Below are 25,716 nucleotides of genomic sequence, written 5' to 3' on the forward strand. Positions count from 1 at the left end.
TGAGGCGAAAGCGTATTCCAACCCCCTGAGAGACGAAAGACGATATCAAGCCGTCAATTGCTCATATGCGGCATAGATGGAGAGGAAATCGGATGCTTTCAAGCTGGCGCCGCCAATCAGCGCGCCATCCACATTTTCGACGCCCATCAGCTCCAGCGCATTGTTTGGCTTGACCGAGCCGCCATAGAGGATTCGCATGCCCTGCCCTTCCTCACCGAAACGCTTGACCAGCTCGTCACGCATGAAGGCGTGAGCCTCGCGCACATCCTGCGTGGTGGGCGTGAGACCGGTGCCGATGGCCCAGACGGGCTCATAGGCAATCACGGTGTTTTCAGCCACGGCCTCATCCGGCACGGAGCCAGCAAGCTGGCGCTTGAGCACATCCAGCGTCTGGCCGGACTTGCGTTCATCCGCCGTCTCACCAATGCAGATGATCGCAACCAGATCGGCCGCATAGGCAGCCGTCGCTTTGATCCGCACCAGATGGTCTGTTTCCGCATGGTCCGTGCGGCGCTCTGAATGGCCAACGATCACATGCGTGCCGAAGCAATCGGCAATCATTTCGGCGGAAATATCGCCCGTATGGGCCCCTGACGGGTTTTGATGGCAATCCTGCGCGCCGATGAGAAGCGGGCTGTCATCGCACAATGCTGTCGCCACATAGAGCAGCGTCGACGGCGGGCAGATCAACGCATCCACCTTCTCGAAAAGCGGACCTTTGACACCCTCAGCGATCGCCTTGATCTGATCGAGCGAATCGCGTGTTCCGTTCATCTTCCAGTTTCCAGCGACGAGCGGGCGAACATCAGGGGTCATATGCGATCCATTCCTTCTAGCTAAAAAAGCACTCAATTAAAGCGAGCGCCTGTTCGTGGCCTCTTCCTCTTTCTCTTAAAGGCTCAGCCCAGGATTTGGTACAAAAAAGAACGTTATTGGTTCACAACCTTGGTTAAATTCTCGGCAACCTGCACGTATTTCAGAGTGCAAGGCGCGAATTCTGCTCAATGCGCAACCAAAAAGTTCAGAGCGGCGCGCCAGTCCGTCATGCGCACGGGTGTGCCGTGCGTTCCAGTCTGGTAAAGCGTGAAACGCACGGGCTGTCCGGCCTTCAGCAGCGTGCGGAACATGGCTGCCTGCTGCTCTGCCGAATAGACGGTATCTGCACTGCCATGCGTGAACCACACCGGCTTTTTCGCCTTGGCAAAAGCGCTCTTGGGAAAGTCAGGATCGACCGCGCCACCTAGGATTGCCATGCCTTTCAAATTCGCGACGGCCCGCGCATCGCGGCTGATGCCGTAACACAGGAAGCTGCCCATGGAGGCGCAGGCGAGAATGACCGGACGCCCGCCGGACTTCGCTTTTGCGTCGGCAATCAGTGCCGCCATGTCATCGACGCCGTTCTGGTCGAAGCTGCGCGCGCTCGGCGCGTAATAGGTGCCGCCATTGGCGATTGCGAGGTTTTTCAGCCGGTTGAAATTTCCGCCGAAGCTGTAGTCATTCATTCCCAACCGCCGGTCTCCACCACGACCATGGATGAATATTACCGTGAACGCCTGGCCGGATGCAGGGCCAACACGGCCAACATCAAGCGCCCTGCCCTCGACGGAAATCGTTTCCAGCGTCTGGAACTTCTTCGGCGCAAGGTCGACATATTGGCGTTTGACGCGGCGTTCCGGCGTCTCATCGCGGCCGTTGATATCGCGCATTTCCTGATAATCGATGACCTGCGACGCACCACCATCACCAGTGGAAAGCACCGTCTGGGCCGAGAAAAGCTCATCCTTGAAGGGTTTCAGTGGCCCGCCAGACGTTTGCGCCGAGGCTGGCACGATGGCCACAGAGAGGAAAATAAGAGTACAAAAGGTGAAAATAGCTGTGGACATGCCTTGAGGAACCCATTCAATTCGGCCACAACACTTGCCATCCGGGCGTGCGCGGCGCAATCCTCGGATACGCGAAAACCGATCATCCGTGCTTGAGCAGCAAGTATGCGTTGCCGTTTGTGGCAGATCATAAGCCTGCTCGCATGGCCAAATTCTGATTGAACTGGGCACAATGGACGATAGCAACGATCTTTTTTCAAGCCAACCTGTAGCCACGCCACCAGAGCCTAAAGAGGCCGTGGCCAAGCCTGCGCCTGCCGTAAAGGCAGTTGCGAGCACGCCGAAGCCTGCCACTGTGACCACGTCTTCCGAACAGGAATATGGCGCGTCCTCCATTCGCGTTCTCGAAGGTCTGGAACCGGTACGCATGCGGCCCGGCATGTATATTGGCGGCACGGACGAAAAAGCGCTTCACCATCTATTTGCCGAAGTCATCGACAACTCGATGGACGAGGCCGTTGCTGGCCACGCCAATTTCATCGAGGTCCATCTCGATACCGAAGGCTTCCTGACGGTCAGCGACAATGGTCGCGGTATTCCGGTGGAAAACCATCCACAAGTTCCGGGCAAGTCCACGCTCGAAGTTATCATGACCAAGCTGCATGCGGGCGGCAAGTTCGATGGCAAGGCTTATGAAACATCCGGCGGTCTGCACGGCGTCGGCGTATCCGTGGTCAATGCATTGTCGGACCTTCTCGAAGTGGAAGTCGCCAGAAACCGCAAGCTTTATCGCCAGCGTTTTTCTCGCGGCATTCCCATGGGTGGCCTGGAAGAGCTGGGCGATGTTCACAATCGTCGTGGCACGCGCGTTCGCTTTCACCCCGATCCGCAGATTTTTGGTGACCACGCGAAGTTTGAACCGGCGCGGATTTTCCGCATGGCGCGCTCCAAGGCCTATCTGTTCGGCGGCGTGGAAATTCGCTGGAGCTGCGACCCCGGCATGGTGCCACCGGATGGTGACATTCCGGAAAAGGCCGTTTTCCACTTCCCCGGCGGGTTGAAGGATTATCTGGCGGCTACGCTTGGAAAGGACTTCACCGTCACCCGCGAAATCTTCGCTGGCAAGACGGAAAAGACCGGTGGCCACGGTGCTATGGAATGGGCTGTTACCTGGTATGGTGGCGATGCCCAGTTGCATTCCTATTGCAACACCATCCCAACACCTGAAGGCGGCACCCACGAGGCTGGCTTACGCATTGCTCTGACCAAGGGCCTGAAGAACTACGCTGAGTTGACGCAGAACAAGCGGGCCCGCGAAATCACGACCGATGACGTGATGATTTCGGCTGTCGGCATGCTGTCTGTCTTCATTCGCGAGCCCGAATTCGTGGGCCAGACAAAGGACAAGCTAGCAACGGTTGAAGCGCAGCGCATCGTTGAAAACGCGCTTCGCGATCCCTTCGACCACTATCTGGCTGGCAACCCTAATGAAGCGGCAAAGCTTCTGGACTGGGTTATCGAGCGTTGCGAAGAGCGTCTGCGCCGCCGCAAGGAAAAGGAAGTCAACCGCAAGACCGCCGTTCGCAAGCTGCGTCTGCCCGGCAAGCTCGCGGATTGCTCGCAGAACACTGCTGAGGGCGCCGAACTGTTCATCGTCGAGGGTGATTCGGCTGGTGGATCGGCCAAACAGGCGCGCAACCGCGCCAACCAGGCCATTCTTCCCCTTCGCGGAAAGATCCTCAACGTTGGCAATGCCAGCCGCGAGAAGCTATCTGCCAACCAGCAGATTGCCGATCTCATTCAGGCGCTGGGCTGTGGCACGCGCACCAAATATCGAGACGAAGATCTGCGCTATGAACGCATCGTCATCATGACGGATGCTGACGTGGACGGCGCGCATATCTGCTCGCTGCTCATCACCTTTTTCTATCAGGAGATGCCTGAGCTCATTCGCGGCAGCCACCTCTATCTTGCCGTTCCGCCGCTCTACGTCATCCGGCAGGGTGCCAAGACTGTCTATGCCCGCGATGATGCCCACCGAGCAGAGCTGATGGAAACAGTGTTCAAGGGCAAGAAGGTCGAGATCGGTCGCTTCAAAGGCCTCGGCGAAATGATGCCCGCGCAGCTTAAGGAAACCACCATGGACCCGTCCAAGCGCACACTGCTGCGGGTGGAAATCGATGATGTGGACTTTGAGGGAACCCGCGAAGCCGTTGATAATCTCATGGGTTCAAAGCCCGAGGCGCGTTTCCGTTTCATTCAGGATCGCTCGGCATTTGCGGAAAATCTCGATATCTGACGAGGCCGGTTTCGGGCGGATTTGATTTTTTGCCATTTCCGGCTGGAAATCGTGCGCTCCCGTGTTATCTAAGAACAAACGAAGCAGCGGCCTTGAACCGCATGTGAAAGGATATGGCCATGAGCGGCATTCACGAAATGATCGACGGAGAAGTGAAGAGCAACGATATCGTGCTTTTCATGAAGGGTACCCCACAGTTTCCACAGTGTGGTTTCTCCGGTCAGGTCGTTCAGGTTCTTGATTACCTCGGCGTGCAGTACAAGAGCGTCAACGTGCTTGCCGATGCAGATCTGCGCCAGGGTATCAAGGATTACTCCAATTGGCCCACCATCCCTCAGCTCTATATCAAGGGCGAGTTTCTCGGCGGTTGTGACATCATCAGAGAGATGTTCCAGTCCGGCGAACTGCAGGACCATCTTCAGGAACAGGGTATCAGCGTCCGCGGCGCGGCATGATTCCGGCCGGTGCAGACCGGCCCCCCTACTTTTAAAAACCTGTCTAGGCGTTGCCCCAAGCAACGCCTTTGCCGTTCTATTGGGACAAATTCTGTGACAAATCCTTCACAATCAGATCCGGCGCGCACCATATCCATGGGGCGTACGGAATTCATCGCGCTGGCAGCGGCGTTGATGGCGCTCAATGCGCTGGCAATCGACATCATGTTGCCGGGCTTGCAGGAAATCGGCGCTTCGCTTGGCGTCGATAATGAAAATCACCGTCAATATGTCATCTCGGCCTATCTGATAGGCTTTGGTATTTCGCAGCTCTTCTACGGCCCGCTCGCTGACCGTTTCGGTCGCCGCACGCCCATGTTGGTCGGCCTGGCGATCTACATCATCTCGTCCATCGCCGTCATTTTCGTGCCGTCCTTTGCAGGCCTTCTCGTGCTGCGCTTCATTCAGGGCATCGGCTCTGCTGCAACGCGCGTCATCACCATTTCCATCGTTCGCGATATCTATGGCGGACGCCAGATGGCGGAAGTCATGTCGCTCATCATGATGGTGTTCATGGTCGTGCCCGTCATCGCGCCCGGGACCGGACAGATCGTTCTGTTCTTCGGTGATTGGCACCTGATCTTCGGCTTCATGGCGGGCATTGCCGCCATCGTGACCCTGTGGATGTATCTTCGCTTGCCGGAAACCCTGCATGCTGAAGATGTGCGTCCGCTCACCGTCGCCTCTGTCTTGCAGGGCTTCAAGATTGTGCTGACCAACCGGATAGCGCTTTGCTACACCATCGCCAGCACGATTATCTTCGGTGCACTCTTCGGCTTCATCAACTCGGCGGAGCAGGTCTATAAGGGCATTTATGGACTGGGGCCTTGGTTTGCTGCCGCCTTTGCGGGCGTCGCACTCTTCATGGCGTTGTCCTCGTTCCTCAACTCCAAGCTCGTTGGCCGTTTTGGCATGCGTAAGCTGTCGCATGGATCGTTGATCGGTTTCATTGTCATCACTTTCGTGTGGCTCTTGGCACAGATGTACGGGCCACAGCCCATGCCATTCGTGCTGTTCATCGTCATGTTTGCGCTTGCCATGTTCCAGTTCGGCCTCATCGGCTCTAACTTCAACTCGCTTGCCATGGAACCGCTTGGCCACGTCGCTGGCACGGCCTCATCGGTCATCGGCTTCATGAGCACCATCGGCGGCTCGCTGATCGGTGCGGTCATCGGCCAGGCCTATAACGGCACGGCATTGCCCATGGTGGCTGGCTTCTTCATCGTGTCGGTCGTGGGGCTGTTGTTCGTACTGCTCGGCGAAAAGGGCGTCCTGTTCCAGCCGCAGAACAAACCCACGCATTGAACATGCGAATACAGAAAAGGCGCGGATGGTAACATCCGCGCCTTTTTCGTTTGTACGGCAGAGCCTTGGCTCAGACCGTGAAAATCTTCTCGCGCAGCAATTCCCAGGTCTCCTCATTCGCCGTCAGCAAAAGCCCGCCATCGACATGGTGCGGCAGGTAAGGCGAACCATCAAGACGTGCTGCGTAAGCGCCGGATTCCTGCGAAATCAGGGTGCCAGCAAGGTGGTCCCAAGGCATCAACTTGTTGTACATCAGGAAGTGCATGTGGCCGCCGCAGAAAATGCGGTACTCATGGGCTGCGCAGCGATAGCTTGTGAACAGGCGCACATCGGCCAGATTGTTCAGCAGCCGGCGGCGCACTTCACCTTCAAAATAGCCGGTGTTGGCGATGCCCACCATTTGTGAAAGCTCTGGCGGTGGCACGACGCTCATCTGGGTTTGTGAGCCATCGGCGCTGCACATCCATGCGCCAGAACCCTTCTCGGCAATCACCCAGTCGTTGCCCATGGGATCGTAGATCAGGCCGGCAACCGTCTCGCCCTTGGAAATGACGCTCAGCATGACGCCGAAAAGCGGCAGACCCGCTGCGAAATTGAAGGTGCCATCGATGGGATCGACAACCACGGCCAGATCCGCCTGACCCAGCTTGTTCAGCAGGGACGGATCGGCAGCAACCGCTTCTTCACCCACAAACAACGCATCCGGCATAAACTCGGCAACGCGCGCGCGGATCAGGCGTTCGGCAGCCTCATCGGCCTCCGTCACAAGGTCGATGGCCTCAGTCTTGATCCGCACATCGCCCTCGCCCAGATTGCGAAACCTTGGCAGAATTTCCACTGCCGCCGCCTCTTGCAGGGCGTTGGCAAGAGATGCGATGTCGAGTTCCACGGTCATGGGTCGTTCCTTCCTCAAGGCATGTCGCACCAGTTGACGACATGCGTTACAACTGGTCTCAAATCATAGGCCGACGATTTCGCGCCGCAGCATCTTCCAGCTTTCCTTGTCAGGGGCAGACAGGATACCGCCTGCCAGATCTCCGGGACGATAGGGCGTGCCATCGAATTTGGCAGTATATCCGCCCGCTTCCTGGTGGGTCAGCACACCGGCCAAATGATCCCAGGGCATCAGCTTTTCATGACCTATGAAGTGTATCTTGCCGCTGGCAACAAGCCAGTATTCGTGGGCCGAGCAATTCAGCGAAAGCGCCATCTTGGCCTTCGTCATGTTGGCAGCGATAACCGGGCGACGCTCCTCGACGCTATGCCCCCACGAAAACACGCCGACCATCTGCGAGAGCTCGACCGGCTTGGCGACATCAAGTTTGGCCTCAGCGCCGTTCTTGCGGATCAACCTTGCGCCAGCGCCTTTCACGGAGACGACCGTATCACCCATCACAGGATCATGGATGATGCCTGCAACGGTCTCACCCTTGATGGTCACGGCCAGCAACGTTCCGAAGGCTGGCAGGCCAGAGGCGTAATTGAACGTGCCGTCGATGGGGTCGATCACGAAGGCCAAGGGAGCATCGACCAGAGCGGGCACAACCGAGCGGTCAGCATCATAGGCCTCTTCACCGACAATATGGGCCGTTGGAAAACGCTCCAGCAGCGCGGCGGTGATGCGTTTTTCCGCCAGAAGATCGGCTTCAGTGACGAGATCGATGACCGAGGTCTTTTCCGAAACATCGGAGGCACTGAGGTTGCGAAAGCGCGGCATTATCTCAGTTACGCCAGCATCGGCAACAATGGAAACAAGGTAATAGAGATCGGAATCAGAAATGGTCATGAAGGGCTTCTTTTAAGGATGAAATGCTGTGCTCACGTAAGCTCCAAGCGTGACGGCTCCGTGACAGCAAGGCCCGCAAAATCAAAAAGCTTCGGGTCAAGCAGATGCGACGGATTGACGTGGGCCATGGCGCGCAACATCACATCCTTGCGGCCAGGCATGCGGCGCTCGATATCCGCCAGCATGTCCTTCATCGCATTTCGCTGCAAACCATCCTGTGAACCACACAGATCACAGGGAATAATCGGGAACTCCATGGCTGCGGCAAATTTCGCCATATCGTCTTCGGCGCAATAGGCCAGCGGACGCAGCACCATCAGGTTGCCTTCGTCGTTCATTAGCTTGGCCGGCATGGCCGCCAACCGTCCGCCGTGAAAGAGGTTCATGAAAAATGTTTCGAGAATATCTTCGCGATGGTGGCCCAGAAGCAGCGCATCACAGCCTTCTTCGCGCGCAATACGGTAGAGATTACCGCGGCGCAGGCGCGAACAGAGCGAGCAATAGGTGCCGCCAGCAGGCACTTTTTCCTTCACGATGGAATAGGTGTCGCGGTATTCGATGCGGTGCTGCATGCCGATCTTGGTCAGATATTCCGGCAATATGTGCTTGGGAAAGTTTGGCTGACCCTGATCGAGATTGCAGGCAATCAGCTCCACCGGCAGCAGGCCACGCCATTTCAAATCCAGCAGCAGCGCCAGTAGACCATAGCTGTCCTTGCCGCCTGACAAGCCCACCAGCCAGCGCTTCTGACCCTTCAGCATATCGAAATCATCGAAGGCCTGGCGCACATTGCGCAGCAGGCGCTTGCGCAGCTTGTTGAACGATACGGATTGCGGCACATGCGCAAACAGCGAATGAGCACCACTCTGCTCATCAAGCTCGACGCCCTCTGGCATGTCATCGATTTCTGCGGCAATGGTCATGGCAATCTCGCTTGGTCCTGAACGTTTGAAGCGTCCCGGCCTCAGGCAATGCCCGCATATGAGCGGAAGATCAAGCCCCGAATACGGACCAGCCCATTTCGTTGGCCAGCATTTCAAGTGCTGCAGAACCCAGTGCGGAGTTGCCGACCTCGTTCAGCCCCGGAGACCAGACGGCGATGGATGCCTTGCCGGGTGCGACCACCAGAATACCGCCGCCAACACCGCTCTTGCCCGGCAGGCCGACATGATAGGCAAAGTCACCAGACCCATCATAGTGTCCGCAGGTCAGCATCAGCGCGTTGATGCGTCGCGCCCGCTTGTCCGATACTACCGAATGGCCCGTAACCGGGTTGCGGCCATGATTGGCAAGAAACAGCCCTGCCCGCGCCAACTGAACGCAATTCATGGAAATGGCGCATTGGTGGAAATAAACGCCCAGCGTATGTTCTACCGGGTGGTGAAGATTGCCGAAGCTGCGCATGAAATTGGCGAGCGCCAGATTTCTGAAGCCCGTTGTCTGTTCAGATTTTGCGACTGAGTTATCGATCGAAATCGTATCGTCATTGGCCAGATACTGAATGAAGCGCAGCAACTCGCCAATGGCCTCGCGCGGCTGGTGACCTGCCAGCACCATGTCGGTGATGACGATAGCGCCAGCATTGACGAAGGGATTGCGCGGAATGCCCGCCTCGCGCTCCAACTGAACGATGGAGTTGAATGAGGACCCTGATGGTTCCCGCCCCACCCGCTTCCACACACTTTCCCCGGCTTTGCCCAGCGCAAGCGTCAGCATGAAGACCTTGGAAATACTCTGAATCGAAAAAGGAACCCGGGCGTCCCCGGCCACATAGGTTTCGCCATCGACAGTGGTCACGGCAATGCCAAATTGCTTGGGGTCAACCTTGGCCAGCTGCGGGATATAATCAGCAACCTTGCCCTCACCCAGACGGGTTTGCATGTGCTTGCAAATGGAATCGAGTACCGTCTGAATGTCCCGCATGGCCCCTGCCTTTTGATAATAAAAAAGCGCCCGTCAAGGCGCTTTCTGTTTTTGCTCGCTCGCTATCAGATGGATGACGAGCGCGTCTTGGTCGTCGCGTCAAAGGCCTTCATGACGTAGCTGTCGCGGTCATAGACGTCGTCGAAATACTGCACGTGGCCGTCCTTGTCTGGCCATGCCGTGAAGTAGGCAACATAGACGGGGATCTTGCCCGGCACCTGCACGGCGCGGTTCTGGCCTGCGGCAATCTGCTTGTCGACGTCGTTGATGCTCGTGCCCAGAACGGCAGCGGCCATGCGGCGCGGATCGACAAGACGAATGCAGCCGTGGCTGAGAGCCCGCATATCGCGGCTGAAGAAGCTCTTGGCTGGCGTGTCGTGCATGTAAATGGCGTGGGAGTTCGGGAACAGGATCTTCAGGTCACCCAGCGCATTGTCGCTGCTCGGCGGCTGGCGAACCGAGATCGCGTTGGTCGAACCGTACCAGTCAACGCTGGACGAAGACACGGTGCGGCCGTTGACGGAGACTTCATAGCCCTGACGATCCAGATAGGATGGATCACGACGCAGCTTTGGCAGCATTTCATTGACGATGATGGACTGCGGAACGCCCCAGTAAGGGTTAAATTCAACGGTCTGAATCTCATCCTGGAAGAAGTAGGTCTGGTTGGCCTTGGAGCCAATGACCACCTTCATGCCGAAATCTTCCTTACCTTCATTATGGTAGTAAGCCATGAATGCGGGCTGGTTGATGAACACGAAGCGGTCACCCAGATCTGCTGGCAGCCAGCGCACCTGTTCCATCGCCACTTCAAGCTTAGCGATCTTGGCTTCGTTGCTGTCACCGGTCATGGCGCGCACGGTTGCGCGGCCAATCACGCCATCGGCCTTTAAGCCATTTTCAGCCTGGAACGACTTCACCAGATCGACCAGATCAGGCGTGTATTCGGGCGTCTGCTGATAGCCAGCCAATGTCATGGCGTGCTCGGTCTTCAACCCGGCAGATGAGCGGTGCTCGATGGCCTTGACGACCATCGCCATCTCGGCGTTGTTTTCACCCGGCTTCAGAACGAGGTCTGTGGGAACCGCGATCTTGCTGGTGCTATCACGGTCCTCATTGCGCAGCTTCACGAGCTCCGCCTTAAGGGACTGGTATTCGACATTGGAAGGCTCGCGGCTGCGAAGATAAGCGCCGACATCAGGGCTCATGCTGGCAAGCTTCAGCACCGGTGCGAGATTGACCGTCTTACGCTTGAAATCATGGTAGCCAGACAGTTTGTTGGGATCGACGCGGCCACGCGCCGTGTCCTGCACATAGGTCAGAACCTTGACGGACAATGCCAGTTCAAACTGCATCATCGCAGGCGGAATATTCTGCTCGTCGGTCAGGGCAACATTCTGGACCTGCGCCTGCGGCTCTGCGGAAATGCTGGCGGTCACATCCTGCGATGGTGCGGAAACGGCATAGTCGGCAGGGTTGAGACCGCTGTCACCGACTGTTTCAAAGAATGCGAGGACGGCGCTTGCGCGTTCGCTGATGTCGCCGTTCGAGACCCAGATGGGCGCACCACCGGCATTGTAATAGGCTTCCACAGCCTTGGCGATTTCAGGCGTTGCGGAAACTTTGACACCGGCAAGACCAGACGAAAACTTCGAGCTGTCGATGACGCGCGTGCTGTCTGCCTTGTAGGTATAATAGCGAGGGCCGGCCACGCGTGGCAGCGGCTCTGGGTCCACATCACGGGTGGCAGCGATGCCTGGCTGGGTCACACCCGGAAGACTGCGCTCCTGACGCTCACGTTCACGCTCAACCTTGCCCGGTCCACCACGCAGAAGATCCATGAGAGTGACGGCACTGGCGGTGCTTGGCACGCCAGCCGAAACGGAAAGACCGAGAGCCAAAATCCATGCTGCCGATATTTTTCCTGATGTGATTTTCAATGTAATCCTCGCCGCGTCCCGCGCCATCATTCATCGATGCGCATATGAGAAGTATGTGTCTGTCTAGCTGATTGGTCTTCCTTTGGGAAGAAACGGAAGAAGGCCAATCCTTTATCAGACATGGGTTTCCAGCCCGACAAAAATCGTGCTGGCGTGGGCTCCACGTTTGGCCAGAATAGTTAAATTTCTCTTTAGTTTCTTATCATTGAGCAAACAAGTTTTCGTCACGCGGGTGCACATTGAGCGTCATTTCCGTGCCTCCAGTAACGTGACCCAAATGCCACGCTGCCGGACTTTCGGAACCAAGCCATGCGCGGCATCAAATCCGTGGCGAAATATGGTGTCCGGCTGCTGCGACAGGCTTTCCATGATTGCGCTATCCCTTTATATGTCGGCCCGCGCGCAAAGCCTTAAGCGAAAAGCTGGCTTGCCGGAGGATACACAGGAGAGGCAGGACTGATGACAGCCACACGCACTGAAACCGACACATTTGGCCCGATCGATGTTGCAAGCGACCGTTACTGGGGCGCCCAGGCACAGCGTTCGCTTGGAAACTTCAAGATCGGCTGGGAAAAGCAACCCGCATCGGTCGTACGTGCGCTCGGCATCGTCAAGCAGGCCGCTGCCCGCACAAACATGGCACTGGCCGGTCTCGATGCGAAGATTGGCGACACCATCATCCAGGCCGCACAAGAGGTCATCGATGGCAAGCTCAACGATCACTTCCCGCTCGTAGTGTGGCAGACCGGTTCCGGCACGCAATCCAACATGAATGCCAACGAAGTCATTTCCAACCGGGCGATTGAAATGCTCGGTGGCGAGATGGGCACCAAGAAGCCCGTTCACCCGAATGACCACGTCAATATGAGCCAGTCGTCCAACGACACATACCCAACGGCCATGCACATTGCCTGCGCCGAGCAGATGGTTCACCACCTGCTGCCAAGCCTCAAGCACCTGCATGCGAGCCTGGATGCCAAGGCAAAGGGCTTTGCCCACATCATCAAGATTGGCCGCACCCACACTCAGGACGCAACACCACTCACGCTCGGCCAGGAATTTTCCGGCTATGCAGCGCAGGTCGCTTCCGCCATCAAGCGCATCGAACTCACTCTGTCGGGTCTTTATGAACTGGCACAGGGCGGCACCGCCGTCGGTACGGGTCTGAACGCGCCCGTCGGCTTTGCAGAACAGGTTGCCGAAGAGATCGCAAAGATCACCGGCCTTCCTTTCGTAACAGCCCCCAACAAGTTCGAAGCGCTGGCTGCCCACGACGCGATGGTCTTTGCCCATGGCGCCATCAATGCCGCGGCGGCCGCACTGTTCAAGATTGCCAACGACATCCGCTTCCTCGGTTCCGGCCCACGCGCCGGTCTTGGTGAACTGGCATTGCCTGAAAACGAACCCGGCTCATCCATTATGCCGGGCAAGGTCAATCCGACCCAATCGGAAGCTCTGACCCAGGTCTGCGCACACATCTTCGGAAATCAGGCGGCGATCACATTCGCAGGCAGCCAGGGCCATTTCGAACTCAACGTCTACAACCCAATGATGGCCTATAACTTCCTGCAGTCGGTACAACTTCTGGGCGATGCAGCAGTGTCCTTCACTGATAACTGCGTTGTTGGCATTGAAGCCCGTGAAGACAACATCAAAAAGGGCGTCGAAAACTCGCTCATGCTGGTCACAGCCCTCAATGGCAAGCTGGGATATGACGCCTGCGCCAAAATCGCCAAGACCGCGCACAAGAACGGCACGACGCTCCGCGAAGAAGCGGTCGGCGGTGGGTATCTCACCAATGAAGAGTTCGATCAGTATGTTCGTCCGGAAAACATGATCGGCCCTAAATAACATAAGACTATGGAGGCGGCCCTCATGAACCGCCTCCATTTTTTTCGATAATTTTGACGATTGTTAAGACAACAAAAAAATTTTGGCCCTATAAGAAATTACCACTATAATTTTGGCTGCATGGTGATATTGGGTGCTACCCACGATTTTGTTAGGCGAATCTAATTATTTAAAAACAAGGCCTTACAGAGCCGTGGACATATTGGAATATTCGTATTTTCGACAAATACCGATTTTCGTTAATTGAGATTTCCATTAGAACTTTATGATGATCGCGGATTACAGACGCACATATTGCCGGGAGTGACTTGATGAAGATGCCGTCGACGTCCAAGGGATTGGATATATCCGCGCAGATTCTGTTTGCCATGCGCAATATGGGCGTTGTTCCCATTCCGCGCAATTACAGCCTGTTCTACGAAGCCTATATCGGCTCCAATCCGGATTTGACCAAGGATCTCGCTGCGCTGGGTAATAATGCGACGCAGGAAGATCTGGACGAACTCGGTTCGCGCTATTTCGATCATAACCAGGGGCAATTGCTGGAATCGGCCCGTGCAAAGCTGGCGACGGAACTCAGCCGCGTGCTCGGTGTTCTTCAACACGAGCAGACGAACCTTGAGAATTACAACCGCATTCTGGATGAAACCCGTGCCGGTATTGCGGATAAGAACCACGCAAGTACCCATCTTCTGCGCACCGCTGTCGCCATGCTTGTCGAGGCGACTGGAAACAAGATGGCGGAAAACGAGACGACATCTAAAAGCGTGGATCGCCACGCCGAGGAAATGCAGCAGGTTCGCCTTGAGCTTGATGAATACAAGCGCATCGCCAACACCGATTCTCTGACACGGCTTTCCAACCGCCGCGCTTTCGATGAAAAGCTGGCCTCCATGTATGACAGCACCATCGGCCTGCAATTTTCCGGTCTTGTGTTGGTGGATGTCGATAATTTCAAACGTATCAACGATACGTTCGGTCATCCCGTGGGAGACAAGATCCTCGCCAGCGTCGCCTCGGTCATCCGTGCCTGCGTGCGCAAGGATATCTTTGTTGCCCGTAGTGGCGGTGAAGAATTTGCCATCATTCTCGAAGGCAGCAGCCAGGAAGAAATCAACGTGATGTGCGAACGTATCAGAACAACGCTTGAGAAAACCCCGTTCCGCCACTCGAAATCCGGGATCGACTACGGTCAGGTCACAATATCTCTGGGCTACACGATGGCATCGCAGGCGCAAAATCCCGGCGAGTTCTATGCGAACGCCGATATCGCGCTTTATCAGGCCAAGGAAACAGGACGGAACCGCACCGTGCTTTTCCAGGACGGCATGCAGAAAAATTATGGCGGCAAGAGCTGGCTTATCTACAAGTAGAAAACCGCACCACAGCGGTTTCTCACTCACTCACCACATGGTTTTCTCAGCGATTTTCGGCCACTCGCGATCATAGGTTTCCTGATCGAAATCCGCTTTTGCATCTTTAACCAGTGCGCCCGGTGTGGGTAAGGACGCGGGATCAAGGAAATTGTCCGGGTTCCACAGTTCTGAGCGCAGCAATGCGCGCGCGCACTGAAAATAGACCTCACCGATCGTGAAAACAACGACCGTTCGCGGGTGCTTGCCATCCATCTCAAAGCTCTGAAGCAATTCGGGGTCGATTGACACCTCGGCAGTTCCGTTCACACGCATCGTTGTGTTGGAACCGGGAACCAGAAACAGAAGGGCGACGCGAGGATCGCGCACGATGTTGGTCAGCGAGTCGATACGCTTGTTGCCATGCCAATCCGGCAGCATCAACGTCTTGTCATCCACGACCCTGATAATGCCGCCCTTGTCACCACGCGGTGAGCAATCCAGGCCCTCTGGCCCCACGGTTGCCAGCGCCATAAATGGCGATGCTTCGATCATCCGCCTGTAGCCCGGCGTCAACGCCTTGGTGACCTTGGTGTAGGAGGTTTCCTTCACCTCGCCATAGATGGCTCTCAGTTCTTCGACGGAACGGATGATTGTCATGATGTCCTCTCCCTGCCTCGCATAGCGCGTCAGCCTTGCTCCTGCGCCTCTTCCCGGGCCTCTCGTTCTGCGCGCTCGCGGGCCGTGCGGGCAGCCACCAGGTCGGCTGGCTGAGAATTGCCGCGCACCAGCGAGCGCCCGGCATAGATACCGCCAACGACCTCGAGCGCGAACCGCTCCTTGTCGACATCGCGGAATTCTTCCACCAACCGCTCGGCAAGATCGGTTTCCTCACCAATAGCGGTCAGCACCTTTCCACTGAAATCCAGAGCCGACTCATAGGTCTCGCGGATCTGATAATCGACACCCGCCTTCAACAGATCCAGCGCATGGCCTCGATCATAGGCGCGCGCCAGCACCGGCACCAAGGGAAATTCGTGCTTCACAATTTCGGCGATCCGAACGGCAGCGTCCTTGTCGTCCACGCAGATCAGCACGGCCCTAGCCGACCCTGCCCCTGCCGCATGCAGAATTTCGGACCGTGATCCGTCGCCATAATAGACCTTGAAGCCGAAACCGGCAGCGTCGCGCACGAAGTCCGCATCCTTATCGATGAGCGACAGCGTGTATCCACGCGCCAGTAGCGGCTGGCTGACAATCTGGCCGAACCGGCCAAAACCGATCATGAGAATGCTGCCCTCGACATTCTCTGGCAGATCAAGATCGCCGGTATCGGGAACATGCTTGGGCATGATGCGATCATGAGCAATCACCATCAGCGGCGTCAGGATCATCGAAATGATGATGGTCGCCGTCAGCACCGCATTGGCTTCAGCGTCGAGTATTCCAGCCGCAACGGCTGCCGAATAAAGCACGAAGGCAAATTCGCCACCCTGCGCCATCAGCACGGCCCGCTCTATGCTTTCGCGCTGGCACGTTCCCAGCATCCGCGCCACGCAGTAAATCAACAGCGCCTTGATGAGCATGTAGGCAATCACGCTCATCACGACCAGTTGCCAGTTGGCGGCAATCACAGTCAGATCGATCGCCATGCCGACGCCGAGGAAAAACAGGCCGAGAAGAATGCCGCGGAAGGGTTCGATATCGGCTTCCAGCTGGTGCCGGAACGAGGATTCAGACAGCAGCACGCCCGCCAGAAACGCGCCCATCGCCATGGAAAGCCCGCTGACCTGCATCAAAAGTGCCGAACCGAGAACCACCAGCAAGGCCGCCGCCGTCATCACTTCCCGCGCGCCGGATGCCGCCAGCAGCCGGAAGAACGGGTTGAGCAGATAGCGACCAGCGACGACAAGCGCCACGACGGCGGCCAGCGCGATACCAATGGAGGTCATCCGCTCCGTCAGCGTCACGGCTTCGCCACCCGCACCCAAAAACGCGACAAGCACCAGAAGCGGCACGATGGCCAGATCTTCAAACAGAAGAATAGCGATGATGCGCTGGCCTTTCAGCGTCGACATGCTGTTGCGCTCCTGCAGCATCTGCATGACGATAGCAGTCGATGTCAGCACAAAGCCGGTGCCAGCGACAAAGGATGGAATAAGCGAGAAGCCGAGCGCAAGGCCCACCATCGTCAGGCCTGCCATGCAGGTCAGCACCTGAAAGGCACCTAGCCCGAAAATATCCTTGCGCATGGACCACAGCCGCGATGGCTGCATTTCCAGCCCAATGATGAAGAGAAACATCACCACGCCAAGTTCGGCTATATGGATGATGGCTTGTGAATCGGAAAAAGCGCCGAACCCGAACGGACCTATGACGAGACCGGCGGCGAGATAGCCGAGGACCGAACCGAGACCTATTCGTTTGAAGATAGGGGCCGCAATAACCCCCGCCGCCAACAGGACGACCACTTGCGCCAGATCGTTTGCATTTCCCTCGACTGCCAAGTGTCACCCCTGTCCCTGCATGAATTCGTTTATGTCTGCTAGCGGAGTTTAGGCTCCCTGCTCAAGCCTTTTTCCTTCAGCTCCTGCTCATATTCAGCGAACAGTGTGTCACCCGTCTGCCCAAGCTCCAGCAGATATCTCCAGGTGAAAATTCCGCTATCATGACCGTCATCGAACGCGATGCGCACGGCATAATTGCCCGTGGCGACAACGGCGCGGATGCCAACGTTGCGCTTGCCCGGAACGGTAACCTTCTGTCCCGGGCCATGGCCCTGAACCTCAGCTGACGGCGAAAGCACCCGCAGCATTTCGGCGGGCAGATCATGAGAGGCGCCATTGTCGAATGTCACGACGAGATGTCGCTTGTCTTTCGAGACGCGCAGTTCCGTGGGCCAGGGATCACTCATTTTTCATTTCCGCAACATGATAATATACTGCACACTTATGACCTTGCCGCTCTGCGGGCAAGACACTACATGAAGGCCCAAGCCTCGCCCGCCTCCCAAAGAATGCACTGGAGACCTCAGTTTGAACAGCTTTCTCGGTTCGCTGCCCCACGCGAATTCCCTGACGGAAAGCACGGCACCGATGGTCGATCCCTTCGGTCGCGCCGTCACCTACCTGCGTGTGTCGGTTACGGATCGCTGCGATTTTCGCTGCACTTACTGCATGTCCGAACACATGACCTTTCTGCCCAAGAAGGATCTTTTGACGCTGGAAGAGCTGAACCGGCTCTGTTCCGCCTTCATTTCCAAGGGTGTGCGCAAGATCAGGCTCACAGGCGGCGAACCGCTTGTGCGCAAGAACATCATGCATCTCGTCCGTGACCTCGGTCGCCATGTGCAGGCAGGTACGCTGGACGAATTGACGCTGACGACCAACGGGTCGCAACTGGCAACCCATGCAACAGAACTGTTCGATTGCGGTGTTCGCCGCATCAACGTGTCGCTGGATACGCTCGATCCCGAAAAATTCCGGCAGATCACCCGCTGGGGTGATTTCTCAAGGGTCATGAGCGGTATCGATGCCGCCCTGGCTGCGGGTATCAAGATCAAGCTCAACGCCGTGGCGCTGAAGGATTTCAACGAGCATGAAATTCCTCACCTCATGCAGTTCGCCCATGAGCGCGGCATGGATCTGACCGTCATCGAAACCATGCCGATGGGCGAAATCGAGGAAGACCGCACGGATCGCTATTTGCCGCTGTCGCAGGTGCGCGCATCGCTGGAAGAGCATTTCACGCTCGACGATATCGGCTACCAGACCGGCGGTCCGGCGCGTTATGTCCGCGTCAAGGAAACCGGCGGTCGCCTTGGCTTCATCACGCCGATGACGCATAATTTCTGCGAAAGCTGCAATCGCGTCCGCCTCACCTGCACCGGCACGCTCTACATGTGCCTTGGCCAGGATGATGCTGCAGATCTGCGCACGGCGCTGCGAGCTTCCGATGACAACGCACTTCTGTCACAGGCCATCGATGATGCCATTCTGCGCAAGCCGAAGGGGCATGATTTCATCATCGACCGCACGCACAAGCGCCCCTCTGTTGCCCGCCACATGAGTGTGACCGGCGGCTAATGGCATTTTCGGAATCCAGGCCCGTCTGACGCGAAGCTTTATTCCGTCTTCCAATATAATTCGATTGAATTCGCCTCGGCAGCATGCCACGCATTCAATGTAAGAGGAGTGGGCGGAGTCGTACGATGTGCCAGGCACCATCACGGACACCGTTGTATCTGGGAATGTGAATAAAATGGCACTGACGGACAATACGCGCGGCGCGTTGCTCATGACGCTCGCGATGGCTTGCTTCACCATAAATGACGCCTTCACCAAATCCGTCACGCCCTACATCAACACAGGCCAGATCCTTTTCGTGCGTGGCATCATCACATGCGTGCTGGTCTATGTCATTGCCCGCCAGATGGGTGCGCTGCGACCGATCAAAATGATGCTGCGGCCCATCATCGTCGCTCGCTGCCTGTGCGAGGTTGCGGCATCCATTCTTTACCTCAGCGCGCTGGCGGTCATGGGGTTTGCCAATGTGGCGGCCATCATGCAATCGCTCCCACTGGCGGTTACACTGGGTGCCGCCATCTTCCTGCGCGAACCCGTTGGCTGGCGGCGCTGGAGCGCAATTCTGGTCGGCTTTGCCGGCGTGCTCATCATTCTTCGGCCCGGCCCAGATGGCTTCACCACGGCAGCTTTGCTGGTCGTTGGCGCCGTTTTCGTTACAGCCGGGCGCGATCTGCTCACACGGCGCATGTATACCGATGTCCCGTCCATGACGATTACAATGACCACCGCCTTCGTCAACACGCTGTTTGGCGCAGCCCTGGTCCTGCCGTTTGGCGGCTGGCAGCCGATGGACGGCTATATCTGGTCGCACCTCTTCGCCTCTGCCGTTCTCGTTGTCATCGGCTATCAGGCTGTCATTCTGTCCATGCGCCGGGGCGAAATCGCCTTCGTGGCGCCGTTCCGCTACACCAGCATGATCTGGGCCTTCTCCATAGGCTTTTTCGTGTTTGGAGAGGAATTGAACGCCTTTATCCTTGTTGGCACGGCCATCATCGTTGCCTCTGGGCTTTACACGTTCTATCGCGAAAGCAGGCGCAAACAGCCCCCCATTGCTAAAACCTCTACGAGAATACCATGAGTGCGGTCGTCTTTCTAAAGCGGTCGACGCCGCCGCATATTGCGACGCTCGTTCTGATCTCAGGCGTTGCGGCGCTGAGCATGAACATCTTCCTGCCCTCGCTTGCGGCCATGGCGGTTTATTTCGAGACCGATTACGCCGTCATGCAGTTCGCAGTCTCGGGCTATCTGGCAACCACAGCTATTCTGCAACTCGTCATCGGCCCATTGTCGGATCTGTTCGGGCGTCGTCCGGTCATGCTTGTTGCCCTTGCGGTCATGGTCATCGCCACCCTCATCTGCGCGTTTGCCCCCAATGTTACTGTCTTCATGATCGGGCGCATGCTGCAAGCGGTCGTGGCATCAGGCTTCGTACTGGCGCGCGCCGTTGTGCGGGATATGGTTCCGGCAGATCAGGCGGCGTCGATGATTGGTTACGTCACCATGGGCATGTCCGTCGTTCCCATGGTCGGCCCCACCATCGGCGGTTTCCTCAATGAATTCGCGTCCTGGCATGCTAGTTTCATACTGCTCGCCTTTTGCGGCGCGGCGATCTTCACCCTGGTCTTTTTCGACCTGGGCGAAACGAACACACAGAAATCATCAAGCTTTTCCGCCCAGTTCAATGCCTGGCCGCAATTGCTGCGCTCCAGCCGCTTCTGGGGCTACGCGCTAACGTCTACATTCTCGTCAGGCCTGTTCTTCTCCTTTCTGGGTGGCGCGCCCTTCGTTGGCAATGTGCTTTACGGCCTGTCACCGGCAGTGCTCGGCATGCAATTCTTCTTCATGGCGGGCGGCTACATGTTCGGTAACTTCCTGTCCGGGCGCTATGCGCAGCGCATCGGTATCTCGCGCATGATGCTGGCAGGAAACGCCATTGCAGCAGCCGGCATTTTCGTTGCGCTGGTGCTGTCCTATCTGGGGCTGAACAGCCATTACGAATTCTTTCTTCCGCTTGCCCTGATCGGCCTCGGCAATGGCGTGACATTGCCCAGCGCCAATGCTGGCATGGTCAATGTCCAACCGCATCTGGCCGGTTCGGCATCCGGCCTTGGCGGTGCCTTGACCATTGGCGGCGGGGCGGGCCTTGCTGTTCTAGCGTCATCGCTGCTTTCAAAGGAAGCAGGCACCACGCCGTTATTGCTGGTCATGACGGTGAACGCGCTTCTTGCGCTGGCAGCAAGTGCCTATACAGGCATGCAGGAGAACCGCCATATACGAGGCATGAAATGAACCAAACAAATATGCTGCCTGGCCTCATCCTGGCCGGTGGACTATCGCGCCGCATGGGCACAAACAAGGCGCTCAGCCACCTCGGCGAAAAGCCGCTTCTGTCGCACGTGATCGATAGAGTAACACCGCAGGTGTCACAGCTTGTGCTGAACGCGCCGGAAAACTGGGCTCTCGCCTTCGCGCTTCCGCTGGTGCCAGATACCAAGTCCGGTCACGCCGGACCACTGGCCGGTATTCTGGCGGGCATGCGCCATTTTGCGGCTCACGCGCCTCAGGCCACCCACTTTCTGACTGTGCCTGCCGATAGCCCGTTCTTTCCGGCGGATCTTTCGACGCAACTCACGCAGCACGTTACAGGTGAGGATGCCATCGTCATCGCCGCGTCCAGCGGCCATGTTCATCCAGTCTTCGGTCTGTGGCCGGTCTCGATTGCTGACGATCTTGAGCTATGGCTTGATAATGACAACAATCGCCGTATCCGCAGCTATATCGCGCGGCACGTCACGCTTGGCGTAGCATTTCCCCCGGTAGAGAGCGCAACGGCCTCCATTGACCCGTTCTACAACATCAACACGCCGGATGAACTCGCAACCGCCGAGACATTTCTGAGGAGCCTGTCTGAATGACTCCAAAGGTATTTGGCATTTCCGGCTGGAAAAACTCCGGCAAGACCGGCCTTGCCGTTCGCATCGTGACCGAGCTGACTGCCCGTGGCTATCGTGTCTCCACCATCAAGCACGCGCATCATGATTTTGATATCGACAAGGTCGGTGCCGATAGCTGGCGGCACAGGCAGGCTGGCGCACATGAAGTTACCATCGTCTCAGGCACACGCTTTGCCATCATGCACGAATTGCGGGGCGGGCCGGAGCCGTCATTCGAGGAAATCCTCGCCCGCATCGCCCCTTGCGATCTGGTCTTGATCGAAGGTTACAAATACGAGCCCATTCCCAAGATCGAGGCACGCAGGCGGGACGCCGCAAAGACCGAGCCGCTTGCACCCAACGATGCAAATATCATCGCCATCGCCGCTGACCACCCCGTGCCCGACACCACGCTGCCGGTCTTTGATCTCGACGACACGGCAACCATTGCCGACTTCATCGAGCGCACGGTCGGCCTATTGAGACCTAAGCTGAACCAACCCTGAAATGCGAAAAAGCCGGGCACAAGCCCGGCTTTTCCTATCCTTGAGACGCAATACCTGATCAAGGAAAAAGGATGATCCTATTCAAGGAAAGAGGATGGGTTCACAGGTGTCGCGTCCTTGCGGACTTCGAAGTGGACCTGTGGACGCTTGGCGCTGCCCGTCATGCCTGAAGTGGCAACGGTCTGGCCGCGCTGAACCTTCTGACCACGCTGGACCTCAAGGTTCGCCGCATTGCCGTAAACCGTGACACGACCGTCGTCGTGGCGGATCAGAACCGTGTTGCCCAGCTGCTTCAGGCCGTTGCCGGAATAGATGACGACACCGTTTTCAGCAGCCTTGATCGGCGTACCCTCTGGCACGGAGATGTTGATGCCGTCATTGCGGCTGCCATCGACGTTTTCACCGAAACCGGAGATCACAGCACCGCGCACTGGCCAACGATATTTGCCGATGCCTGTAGACTCAGGCGCAAGTGACGCCATGTCGGACTTCTTCTCAACATCGCTGACGCTCGCATCTGCGGCGGCTGGTGCCTTTGGTGCCTCGACCTTGGCCGCAGCAACTGGGGCTTCGACCGGCTTGGAAGCGGCTGGCGCCTGTGGCTGAACCGATGCCGTCTTGATGCCGTCAGTGCCTGCACCCGGAATTTTCAGGGTCTGGCCGATCCGCACATTGCCATCGGTGATGCCGTTTGCAGCTTTCAGGTCTGCAACCGAAACGCCGTTAGCGCGAGCAATCTTTGCAAGGCTATCGCCCGACTGGACCTTGTAGCCACCCGTTGGCGGAAGCGGCTTGCCGCCGGGAGGCGTCAGCTTTCCGGCTTCGGCCGAAGCCTTGTCACGGGCGGCATTCTGGCTTGGCAGCACAGCGACGTTCTGCTCTGGTCCGCGTGTTGGCGCAGGGCCGTTATTGTCCTTGCTCAGATCAATATTGCCCGATGCAGCACGTGCGGCGTTACGAGACTGACCGAACTTCGGAATGACAACGGACTGGCCAGGTGTCGCAGCAGAGGCGCTCGAAAGGCCGTTTGCCTGCAGCAGAGCCTTCTCAGGCACGCCGTAACGCTTGGAAAGCGTCGCAATCGTTTCGCCGGACTTCAGCGTTACCGAAGACGCACCATCGGTGTGCCAGCCAGTATCGGCAGCCTTGACGGAACCGGTGGAGAGCGTGTCTGCGGTGTTGGAATTGACACGTGCCGACGCCATGGAAGGCGCGGCTGTGGATTTGCCCGTTGGCATTGGCTGCGCCATGGCTTCGCTGCGGTTTGCCGGTTCGCGACGTGTCGCAGGCGATGGAGCCGCAAGCTCCTGACGCTGGACAGATGCCGAAGACGAGGCCGCACGCGCCGACGAAGGCTGGACAGAGCCATAACCACCGTTGGAAGCCGGATAAGCCTGATTCATTCCAGAATTCTGGGCCATATTCTGGTTGCCGTAGCCGCCCTGCGGCGCGGAAGACGCGTATCCGCCACCGCCCATGTCGTTCTGCGGAACAGGCGCTGGCACATTACCGCTGCGAGATGGAATGGATGCCGTGGTCATCTGATCCGGGCCGCTGGAAAACAGGCCGCCAAATCGCGTGGCGTCCGAACTACAACCCGTTGCGACGCTTGCCAGCAATGCCGCTGCGAACATCTTTGCGATTGATTTTCCGATTTTGGGCGAATTACTCATACGCATGACTCGATCTACACTGACGCCAACCGCCGCATCGGGATCGATCCGGCTGAACTACACTTTGCAAGGCCCCTCTCCCGTCTCGGGAAAACCATGCGTCGATGGAGATGATTAAAGCGTGTTAGTGTTACCACGCCGTTAAAACGGCATAGGCTTTTGATAATTTTTGACAATTCGATAACCATGCGCCCAACGCAAAGCCTTGTTTGGCAGGGGGTTCCCGCACAAAGCAGCGCACATGCAATATTTTGAATAAAATCAATCCTGCACGCCACCCGCACCCCGGCGCGCGGCGCGGTGTCCCGATATGTTACAAATATCGGGCGATATGCGGCTCTATCGGCAGATAGGGAGTCTCGAACATTTCTTCGCGCTCGAATCGGCTGCCTGTCTTGGAAAAACGGGTCATGACGCAGCGCCCGTCTTCCATGGTGATGGGTACAATCATCATGCCACCCGAGACAATCTGCTCGGTAAAGAAGCGCGGCAGGGTGGGAAATGCTGCCGTTGAAATGATCCGGTCGAAAGTGCCCTCACCGACCAGCCCATTCGTGCCATCCGCGTGGCGAATCACGACATTGCGAATGCCGAGGTCATCCATCCGGTTGTGCGCCATGTCCACCAGCGTCTTGTAGCGGTCGATGGAAACCACACGCTCTGCCCGCTTGCCCAGAACAGCGGTCATGAAACCGCTGCCGGTGCCGATTTCCAGCACACGCTGGCCGGGCTTGACCTGAAGGCGGTGAACCAGCTTCACGGCCATATCCGCGCTTTCCATGAAGGCACCGCAATCGATGGGAATGGTTCGGCTAGAATAGGCGTCAGCTGCAAATTGCGCAGGCACAAATTGCGAACGCGGCGTCTGTTCCACAGCGGTCAGGAGGTCGATGTCGGAAATCCCTTCGGCCCGCAGCCGCAGAACGAGGGCGGCAAAGCCCTCTTTTTCCACCATGGCGGATTTCAACCGTCCACTCCCAGGCCCAATGCCTTCGCGACGCGATCCTTCACCGTGTAATCGGTCAGATCGAGCTTGAGCGGCGTAACCGAAATCCTGTCCGCCTTAACCGCATGGATATCGGTGCCATCGAGGAAGGTGCCCAGCCGCTCACCGAAACGCAGCCAGTAATAGGGCATGCCGCGACCATCCTGCCGCTGCTCCACCGTCATGCCGAAATCCAGCTTGCCCTGCCCCGTCACGCTTACGCCCTGCACATCATCAGGTGCGCAATTGGGGAAGTTGAGATTGAGGAAGGTTTCGTTCGGCAGCTCGACATTCATCAGCTTGCGAATCAGATCCGGTGCATAGGTCTCGGCTACTTCCCACGGAACGACCCGTTCCGCGTGACCGGTATAGGCATAGGCCTGGCTCAGCGCAAAGGAACGCACACCTTGCAGCGTGCCTTCAATAGCGCCGGCAATGGTGCCGGAATAGGTCACGTCGTCAGCCATGTTGGCACCGGAGTTGACGCCAGACAGGATCAGATCAGGCTTGCCCGGCAGCACTTCGCGCACGCCCATGATGACGCAATCGGTCGGCGTGCCACGCAGCGCAAAATGCTTGTCGGAAATCTTGCGCAGTCGCAGCGGCTCAGACAGCGTCAGCGAATGCGCAAGCCCGCTCTGGTCCGTCTCCGGCGCAACGATCCAGACATCGTCAGAGATCGTGCGGGCGATGCGTTCAAGCACCGCCAACCCTTCGGCATGAATGCCGTCGTCATTCGTAAGCAAAATCCGCATGATTGT

Annotated in this window: 23 protein-coding genes; 10 read left to right on the plus strand and 13 right to left on the minus strand. The window is 57.3% G+C overall.

Translation table 11 applies throughout. The annotated features are described in order from the left end of the window. Window positions 1-45: 45 nt before the first annotated feature. Window positions 46-816 (minus strand): triose-phosphate isomerase, encoded by a 771-nt coding sequence (tpiA, locus tag IFT53_RS18590; protein ID WP_192066820.1) that lies wholly within the window; start codon window positions 814-816, stop codon window positions 46-48. Window positions 817-1,001: 185 nt separating this feature from the next. Continuing rightward, the gene (locus IFT53_RS18595; RefSeq protein WP_192066822.1) at window positions 1,002-1,883 is read right to left on the minus strand and encodes an alpha/beta fold hydrolase; all 882 of its coding nucleotides are present in this window, start codon (window positions 1,881-1,883) and stop codon (window positions 1,002-1,004) included. 172 nt (window positions 1,884-2,055) lie between these two features. On the opposite strand from IFT53_RS18595, the gene parE reads away from it, so the two are divergent. The 3 genes from parE (at window position 2,056) to IFT53_RS18610 (ending at window position 5,921) form a co-directional block, all read left to right on the plus strand. Then, on the plus strand, window positions 2,056-4,122 hold the full coding sequence (gene parE, locus IFT53_RS18600) for a DNA topoisomerase IV subunit B (protein ID WP_192066824.1): 2,067 nt from the start codon (window positions 2,056-2,058) through the stop codon (window positions 4,120-4,122). A gap of 119 nt (window positions 4,123-4,241) precedes the next feature. Next, window positions 4,242-4,577 carry a Grx4 family monothiol glutaredoxin gene (gene grxD, locus IFT53_RS18605; protein WP_042619730.1) on the plus strand — a complete coding sequence of 112 codons (336 nt, stop codon included), beginning with the start codon at window positions 4,242-4,244 and terminating at the stop codon, window positions 4,575-4,577. A 135-nt stretch (window positions 4,578-4,712) separates the two neighbouring features. Next, a complete protein-coding gene (locus IFT53_RS18610; protein ID WP_192066991.1) occupies window positions 4,713-5,921 on the plus strand; it encodes a multidrug effflux MFS transporter in 1,209 nt (402 codons plus the stop codon). Window positions 5,922-5,991: 70 nt separating this feature from the next. Here IFT53_RS18610 and IFT53_RS18615 read toward each other — a convergent pair whose 3' ends face one another. From IFT53_RS18615 to IFT53_RS18635, 5 genes are all read right to left on the minus strand, one after another. Then, entirely contained in the window at window positions 5,992-6,816 is an 825-nt protein-coding gene (locus IFT53_RS18615; RefSeq protein ID WP_192066826.1) for an inositol monophosphatase family protein, read from the minus strand. 63 nt (window positions 6,817-6,879) lie between these two features. Beyond that, complete coding sequence (locus IFT53_RS18620) at window positions 6,880-7,707, minus strand: inositol monophosphatase family protein (RefSeq protein ID WP_192066827.1); 828 nt, start codon at window positions 7,705-7,707, stop codon at window positions 6,880-6,882. Between the two features lie 32 nt (window positions 7,708-7,739). Continuing rightward, on the minus strand, window positions 7,740-8,630 hold the full coding sequence (gene ttcA, locus IFT53_RS18625; protein WP_192066829.1) for a tRNA 2-thiocytidine(32) synthetase TtcA: 891 nt from the start codon (window positions 8,628-8,630) through the stop codon (window positions 7,740-7,742). Window positions 8,631-8,700: 70 nt separating this feature from the next. Beyond that, a complete protein-coding gene (locus tag IFT53_RS18630; protein WP_042619368.1) occupies window positions 8,701-9,630 on the minus strand; it encodes a glutaminase in 930 nt (309 codons plus the stop codon). Window positions 9,631-9,695: 65 nt separating this feature from the next. Continuing rightward, window positions 9,696-11,564, minus strand: a complete 1,869-nt coding sequence (locus IFT53_RS18635) for a L,D-transpeptidase family protein (RefSeq protein ID WP_446737694.1) — start codon at window positions 11,562-11,564, stop codon at window positions 9,696-9,698. 465 nt (window positions 11,565-12,029) lie between these two features. Between IFT53_RS18635 and fumC the strand changes: the two genes are divergently transcribed. Both fumC and IFT53_RS18645 read left to right on the plus strand, forming a co-directional pair. Further along, entirely contained in the window at window positions 12,030-13,421 is a 1,392-nt protein-coding gene (fumC, locus tag IFT53_RS18640) for a class II fumarate hydratase (protein WP_042619367.1), read from the plus strand. A 311-nt stretch (window positions 13,422-13,732) separates the two neighbouring features. Continuing rightward, window positions 13,733-14,794: a GGDEF domain-containing protein gene (locus IFT53_RS18645; protein WP_042619366.1), complete on the plus strand. Its 1,062-nt coding sequence runs from the start codon at window positions 13,733-13,735 to the stop codon at window positions 14,792-14,794. Window positions 14,795-14,824: 30 nt separating this feature from the next. On the opposite strand, the gene IFT53_RS18650 is transcribed toward IFT53_RS18645, so the two are convergent. Genes IFT53_RS18650 through IFT53_RS18660 form a run of 3 tightly spaced genes read right to left on the minus strand, consistent with a single transcriptional unit; the run spans window position 14,825 to window position 17,687 of the window. Further along, window positions 14,825-15,433, minus strand: coding sequence for a pyridoxamine 5'-phosphate oxidase family protein (locus IFT53_RS18650; RefSeq protein WP_192066831.1), 609 nt, complete (start codon window positions 15,431-15,433; stop codon window positions 14,825-14,827). Between the two features lie 29 nt (window positions 15,434-15,462). Then, on the minus strand, window positions 15,463-17,280 hold the full coding sequence (locus tag IFT53_RS18655; RefSeq protein WP_192066832.1) for a monovalent cation:proton antiporter-2 (CPA2) family protein: 1,818 nt from the start codon (window positions 17,278-17,280) through the stop codon (window positions 15,463-15,465). 38 nt (window positions 17,281-17,318) lie between these two features. After that, window positions 17,319-17,687, minus strand: a complete 369-nt coding sequence (locus IFT53_RS18660; protein ID WP_192066834.1) for a gamma-butyrobetaine hydroxylase-like domain-containing protein — start codon at window positions 17,685-17,687, stop codon at window positions 17,319-17,321. 181 nt (window positions 17,688-17,868) lie between these two features. On the opposite strand from IFT53_RS18660, the gene moaA reads away from it, so the two are divergent. The 5 genes from moaA (at window position 17,869) to mobB (ending at window position 22,297) form a co-directional block, all read left to right on the plus strand. After that, on the plus strand, window positions 17,869-18,858 hold the full coding sequence (gene moaA / locus IFT53_RS18665; protein WP_446737695.1) for a GTP 3',8-cyclase MoaA: 990 nt from the start codon (window positions 17,869-17,871) through the stop codon (window positions 18,856-18,858). A 175-nt stretch (window positions 18,859-19,033) separates the two neighbouring features. After that, window positions 19,034-19,936 carry a DMT family transporter gene (locus IFT53_RS18670; RefSeq protein WP_192066838.1) on the plus strand — a complete coding sequence of 301 codons (903 nt, stop codon included), beginning with the start codon at window positions 19,034-19,036 and terminating at the stop codon, window positions 19,934-19,936. Next, entirely contained in the window at window positions 19,933-21,147 is a 1,215-nt protein-coding gene (locus IFT53_RS18675; protein ID WP_192066839.1) for a multidrug effflux MFS transporter, read from the plus strand. The genes IFT53_RS18670 and IFT53_RS18675 overlap by 4 nt, the downstream gene beginning before the upstream one ends. After that, a complete protein-coding gene (gene mobA, locus IFT53_RS18680) occupies window positions 21,144-21,773 on the plus strand; it encodes a molybdenum cofactor guanylyltransferase MobA (protein ID WP_192066841.1) in 630 nt (209 codons plus the stop codon). Before IFT53_RS18675 ends, mobA begins: the two co-directional genes overlap by 4 nt. Next, window positions 21,770-22,297 carry a molybdopterin-guanine dinucleotide biosynthesis protein B gene (mobB, locus tag IFT53_RS18685; protein ID WP_192066843.1) on the plus strand — a complete coding sequence of 176 codons (528 nt, stop codon included), beginning with the start codon at window positions 21,770-21,772 and terminating at the stop codon, window positions 22,295-22,297. Before mobA ends, mobB begins: the two co-directional genes overlap by 4 nt. A 77-nt stretch (window positions 22,298-22,374) precedes the next feature. Here mobB and IFT53_RS18690 read toward each other — a convergent pair whose 3' ends face one another. From IFT53_RS18690 to surE, 3 genes are all read right to left on the minus strand, one after another. Continuing rightward, window positions 22,375-23,976, minus strand: a complete 1,602-nt coding sequence (locus IFT53_RS18690; RefSeq protein WP_244656384.1) for a peptidoglycan DD-metalloendopeptidase family protein — start codon at window positions 23,974-23,976, stop codon at window positions 22,375-22,377. A 307-nt stretch (window positions 23,977-24,283) separates the two neighbouring features. Further along, window positions 24,284-24,937: a protein-L-isoaspartate(D-aspartate) O-methyltransferase gene (locus IFT53_RS18695; protein ID WP_192066845.1), complete on the minus strand. Its 654-nt coding sequence runs from the start codon at window positions 24,935-24,937 to the stop codon at window positions 24,284-24,286. Then, window positions 24,934-25,710, minus strand: coding sequence for a 5'/3'-nucleotidase SurE (gene surE / locus IFT53_RS18700; RefSeq protein WP_192066846.1), 777 nt, complete (start codon window positions 25,708-25,710; stop codon window positions 24,934-24,936). The genes IFT53_RS18695 and surE overlap by 4 nt, the downstream gene beginning before the upstream one ends. Between the last annotated feature and the right edge of the window lie 6 nt (window positions 25,711-25,716).

The organism is Rhizobium sp. CFBP 13644 (assembly GCF_014842165.1).
Taxonomy (GTDB): Bacteria; Pseudomonadota; Alphaproteobacteria; order Rhizobiales; family Rhizobiaceae; genus Agrobacterium; species Agrobacterium tumefaciens_C.